Raw genomic sequence first — 4,186 nt, forward strand, 5'->3', positions numbered from 1 at the left:
CAGCCCCTCCGTCTTCAGACGGGCGATCTGCTCCTTGAGGTGCTCGACCACGAGCGGCGCCAGGCCCTCGGACGGCTCGTCGAGCAGCAACAGCTCGGGGTTGCCCATGAGGGTGCGCGCGATGGTCAGCATCTGCTGCTCGCCACCCGAGAGGAAGCCGCCCTGGCGGTTCATCAGCTCGCGCAGCTTCGGGAACAGATCGAATACACGCTCCACCGTCCAGCCGCCGCCGTTCCGTCCGCCGCGGCTCGCCACGTCGAGGTTTTCCCACACCGTGAGGTCGGCGAAGATCCGCCGGTCCTCCGGGATGAAGCCGATGCCGGCGCGCGCGATCTGGTAGGACGGGCGCCCCGCCACATCGCGTCCCTTCCACACCACGCGGCCCCGGCGCGGCGGGGTGAGCCCGATGATGCTGCGCATGGTGGTGGTCTTGCCGACGCCGTTGCGGCCGAGCAGACAGACGCACTCGCCCCGCGCGACCTGCAGGGACACGCCGAACAGGACCTGGGACAGCCCGTAGTAGGTGTAGAGGTCCTCCACGGTGAGGATGGCCTCGCGCGCCACGGCCGGACCGGCGGCCATCAGTGGCCCTCTCCCAGGTAGACCCGTCGCACCTCGGGGTCGCGTCGCACCTCGGCGGGCACGCCGTCGGCGATCACCCGCCCCTGGTGGAGCACGGTGATGCGGTGGGCGATGGAGAAGACCACCTCCATGTCGTGCTCGGTGAAGAGCAGGGTCAGCCCCCGATCCGCCGCGATCCGCTCGATGAGCCGGATGGAGTCGCGGGTCTCGGTGGCCGACATGCCCGCGGTGGGCTCGTCGAGGAGGAGGATCTCGGGTTCGAGCGCCAGCGCGATACCCAGCTCGAGCTGCTTCTGGTTGCCGTGCGAGAGGAATCCCGACGTCTCGCCCGCCTTCTCGAGCAGACCCACCGCTCCGAGCAAGCTCTCGGTCTCGTCGCGGTAGAGGCGCTCGACCGGAGTGAACAGGTTGAAGCCGCGGCCGCGGTGCGAGACGAAGGCGGCCTGGATGTTCTCGTACACGGTGAGTCGCGGGAAGATGTTGGTGCGCTGGAACGACCGGCCCATCCCGAGGCGGCAGAGATCGTGCGGGGCGATGCCGGTGACGTCCCGCTCCTTGAACACCACGCGCCCGCCGTCCGGCCGCAGGTGGCCGGTGATCAGGTTGAAGAGCGTGGTCTTGCCCGCCCCGTTGGGCCCGATGATCGCGCTGATCGAGCCCTGCGGCACCGTGAACGAGACGCCGCCCACCGCCGCGAAGCCGTCGAAGCTCTTGCTGATCTTGCTGACCTCAAGCACCGGCGGGCCTCCGCTGCAGGCGCCGCCAGAGCGCGATGACCGCGCCGGCGAGCCCGCCCGGGAACACGAAGAGCAGGATCACCAGGATGCTGCCCAGGATGAGCGGCCAGTACTGGGTATAGGACACGATCTGCTGGTTGAGCCAGATCAAGGCCAGGGCGCCGACCGCGGGCCCCCAGAACGTGCCCATGCCGCCCAGCAGCGTCATGATCAGCACCTCGGACGACTTCGTCCAGTACGCGAAGTCGGGGAAGACTCCGCGGTTGAAGATTCCAAACAACCCGCCGGCCAGGCCCGCGAAGATGCCCGCGATGACGAAGGCGGCCAGCTCGTAGCGGCGCACGTTGACCCCGATGAACTCGGCGCGCTCCGCGTTCTCGCGGATGGTGGTCAACATGCGGCCGAACGGCGAGCCCACGATGCGCCGCAGCACCCAGATGCAGAGCGCGACCATGACGAGGCAGGTGAAGTAGTAGTAGTCCGAGGTGCGGTAGCCGCCCACGAACGGCAGCACCGCAGCGAGCCGCTCGACCCAGTCGAAGCTCGGGTAGGGGATCTCCGGCATGCCCTGCTCGCCGCCGGTCACCTCGTTCCACTTGAAGCAGATGGCCCAGACGATCTGGGCGAAGGCCAGCGTGAGCATCGCGAAGTAGATGCGGGTGAGGCGCACGCAGAAGAAGCCGAAGACGAGCGCGCACAGGCCGGCCACCACGCCCGCGGCCGGGAACGCGATCAGGAACGGCACGCCGAGCTTCTTCATGAGCAGGCCGGTGGCGTAGGCGCCGATGCCGAAGTAGGCCGCGTGGCCGAAGGACACCAGGCCGGTGTAGCCCACCAGCAGGTTGAGGCTGGTCGCGAACAGGGCCCAGATGACCACGTCGTTGGCCAGGAAGGTGTAGAAGCGGGAGCCGACGGTGGGCACGAAGAACGCGGCGGCGAGCACGAGAAGGGGCCAGGGGAAGCGGCGCGCTCGTGAAGGCACTAGTTTGTATTGGGGGGGAGCGGCGCCGCTCCTCCCCCAAGCCCCCGCACCACATTCGGCATTGCCCGGTTCCTGGTCATTCTTGTCGCTCATTTCAGGGGACGGCCGAGGAGGCCCCAGGGGCGGACGATCAGGACGGCGGCCATCAGGGCGAACACCGAGAAGATCGAGAAGCGCGGGAAGAACAGGATACCGAAGGAGAGCACCTGCCCGTAGATGAGGGCGCCCAGGAACGTGCCCCAGAAGGAGCCGAGCCCGCCGATCACCACCACCACGAAGGCTTCCACGATGACTTCGGTGTCCATGCCGGGCGTGGTGGCCCGCATCGGCGCGATCAGGGCGCCGCCGAGGCCGCCCAGGAACGACGCGAGCACGAACACCCAGGTGTAGAGCCCGTCCACGTTGACCCCGAGCGCGCCGAGGGTCTCGCGGTCGAGCGCGGCCGCGCGGATGAACCGGCCCACCCGGGTGCGCTGCAGCACGAACCAGAAGGCGAGCGCGATGGCCGGGCCCAGGAGCAGGATGAACAGGTTGTAGTGCGGAATGGTGGCCCCGAACAGATGGAAGGCTCCGGTCAGCTCCGGCGGCCGGCTCACCGACTTCTGCTGCGTCCCCCAGATGATCTTGGCGCAGTCGCTCAGGATCAGCACGAGCGCGTAGGTGAAGAGCAGCTGGTACAGCTCCTCCTTGCCGTACAGATGCCGGAAGAGAAACCGCTCCACCAGGCCGCCGAGGATCGCGACGGCGGTGGCGGCGCCCAGCGCGGCCAGCCAGAAGCGCCCGGGCCCGACGCCGATCCACTGCACCAGCTGGAAGGCGCTGTAGGCCCCCAGCATGTAGAAGGTGCCGTGCGCGAAGTTCAGCACGCGCAGGACGCCGAAGATGAGCGAGAGGCCGGAGGCGATGAGGAACAGGAACATCGCGGCGGTGAGGCCGCTCAGGCTCTGCGCGAAGACGAACGACGGATCCGGCATCGGGGAACCCCCTCACCCCGCCCTCTCCCCTCGACGGCCAGAGGGAATCGAGCGCAACCGCGACGCTACCCTCTCGCCTCGGGGGAGAGGGCAGGGTGAGGGGAGAGCGCGCTAGTCCATGAACTTGGTCGGGTCCAGGTACTCGACCGGCTTCATGATCGGGAACGGATACTTGGGATCCTTCACGGTCTTGCCGTACAGCTGGCCGCGGTTGGCCTGGTGGTCCTTCTCGCGGATCGTCTGCGGCCCGATCGGCGTCTGGATGGTGAGGCCGAGCAGCGCCTTGGACACCTTGTCGGAGTCGGTGCTGTTGGCCTTCTTGATGGCCTCGACCAGGAACTGCATGCCGGTGTAGCCCTGGATCGCCCACGACGACGGATACTCGTCCTTCAGGTACTTCGACAGCCGCGCCGTGTAGTCCTTGTGGGCAGCCGTCTCACCCCAGTAGAAGGCGTCGTAGGAGTTCCCCCAGATCCCGACCGGGTAGTCCTTGCCCATCGACTTGGTCGTCTCCGGTGTGGCGGCCTCACCGACGCCGATGAAGTTGTACTTGATGGCGTCGAACACGCCGAGGGCCTTGGCCTGCTTGGAGTACGTCACGAAGAACCCGCCCCAGATCGACGAGAAGATCGCCTCCGGCTTCTTGGCCATCTGAGCATTGATGAACGGGTTGTAGTCCTGCTCGCCGAGCTTGGGCCACTGCTGGTCCACGACCTGCACGCTCGGCTTGAGCTTCTTGATGTGCTCGACGAAGGCCTTCGTCACGTCCTGACCGTAGGCGTAGTCGAAGCTGATGGTGGCGACTCTGGTCACCGGCCACTTGGCCACGATCTCGGCGGCGCTGCGGCCTTCCATCGTGGTGTTGGCGGACACGCGGAAGACGTAGGGGTGCAGCTTGTCGGGCGCGGTGA

Annotated in this window: 5 protein-coding genes; all 5 read right to left on the minus strand. The window is 67.5% G+C overall.

Translation table 11 applies throughout. The annotated features are described in order from the left end of the window. The coding region (locus tag VKN16_20305) for an ABC transporter ATP-binding protein (protein ID HME96548.1) at positions 1 to 582 on the minus strand (582 nt) is incomplete at its 3' end. Beyond that, positions 582 to 1,319, minus strand: a complete 738-nt coding sequence (locus VKN16_20310; protein HME96549.1) for an ABC transporter ATP-binding protein — start codon at positions 1,317 to 1,319, stop codon at positions 582 to 584. The genes VKN16_20310 and VKN16_20305, both read right to left, overlap by 1 nt. Further along, positions 1,312 to 2,301, minus strand: coding sequence for a branched-chain amino acid ABC transporter permease (locus VKN16_20315; protein HME96550.1), 990 nt, complete (start codon positions 2,299 to 2,301; stop codon positions 1,312 to 1,314). The genes VKN16_20310 and VKN16_20315 overlap by 8 nt, the downstream gene beginning before the upstream one ends. A gap of 89 nt (positions 2,302 to 2,390) precedes the next feature. Continuing rightward, entirely contained in the window at positions 2,391 to 3,275 is an 885-nt protein-coding gene (locus tag VKN16_20320) for a branched-chain amino acid ABC transporter permease (protein ID HME96551.1), read from the minus strand. 111 nt (positions 3,276 to 3,386) lie between these two features. Beyond that, on the minus strand, positions 3,387 to 4,186 hold an 800-nt coding region (locus VKN16_20325; protein ID HME96552.1), incomplete at its 5' end, for an ABC transporter substrate-binding protein.

The sequence above is a fragment of the Candidatus Methylomirabilota bacterium genome (assembly GCA_035315345.1).
Lineage (GTDB): Bacteria > Methylomirabilota > Methylomirabilia > Rokubacteriales > CSP1-6 > CAMLFJ01.

What these genes read in the sequence shown, in the direction of transcription:
- VKN16_20320 (HME96551.1), bottom strand. Translation starts at nt 3,275, where the DNA reads ATGCCGGATCCGTCGTTCGTCTTCGCGCAGAGCCTGAGCGGCCTCACC.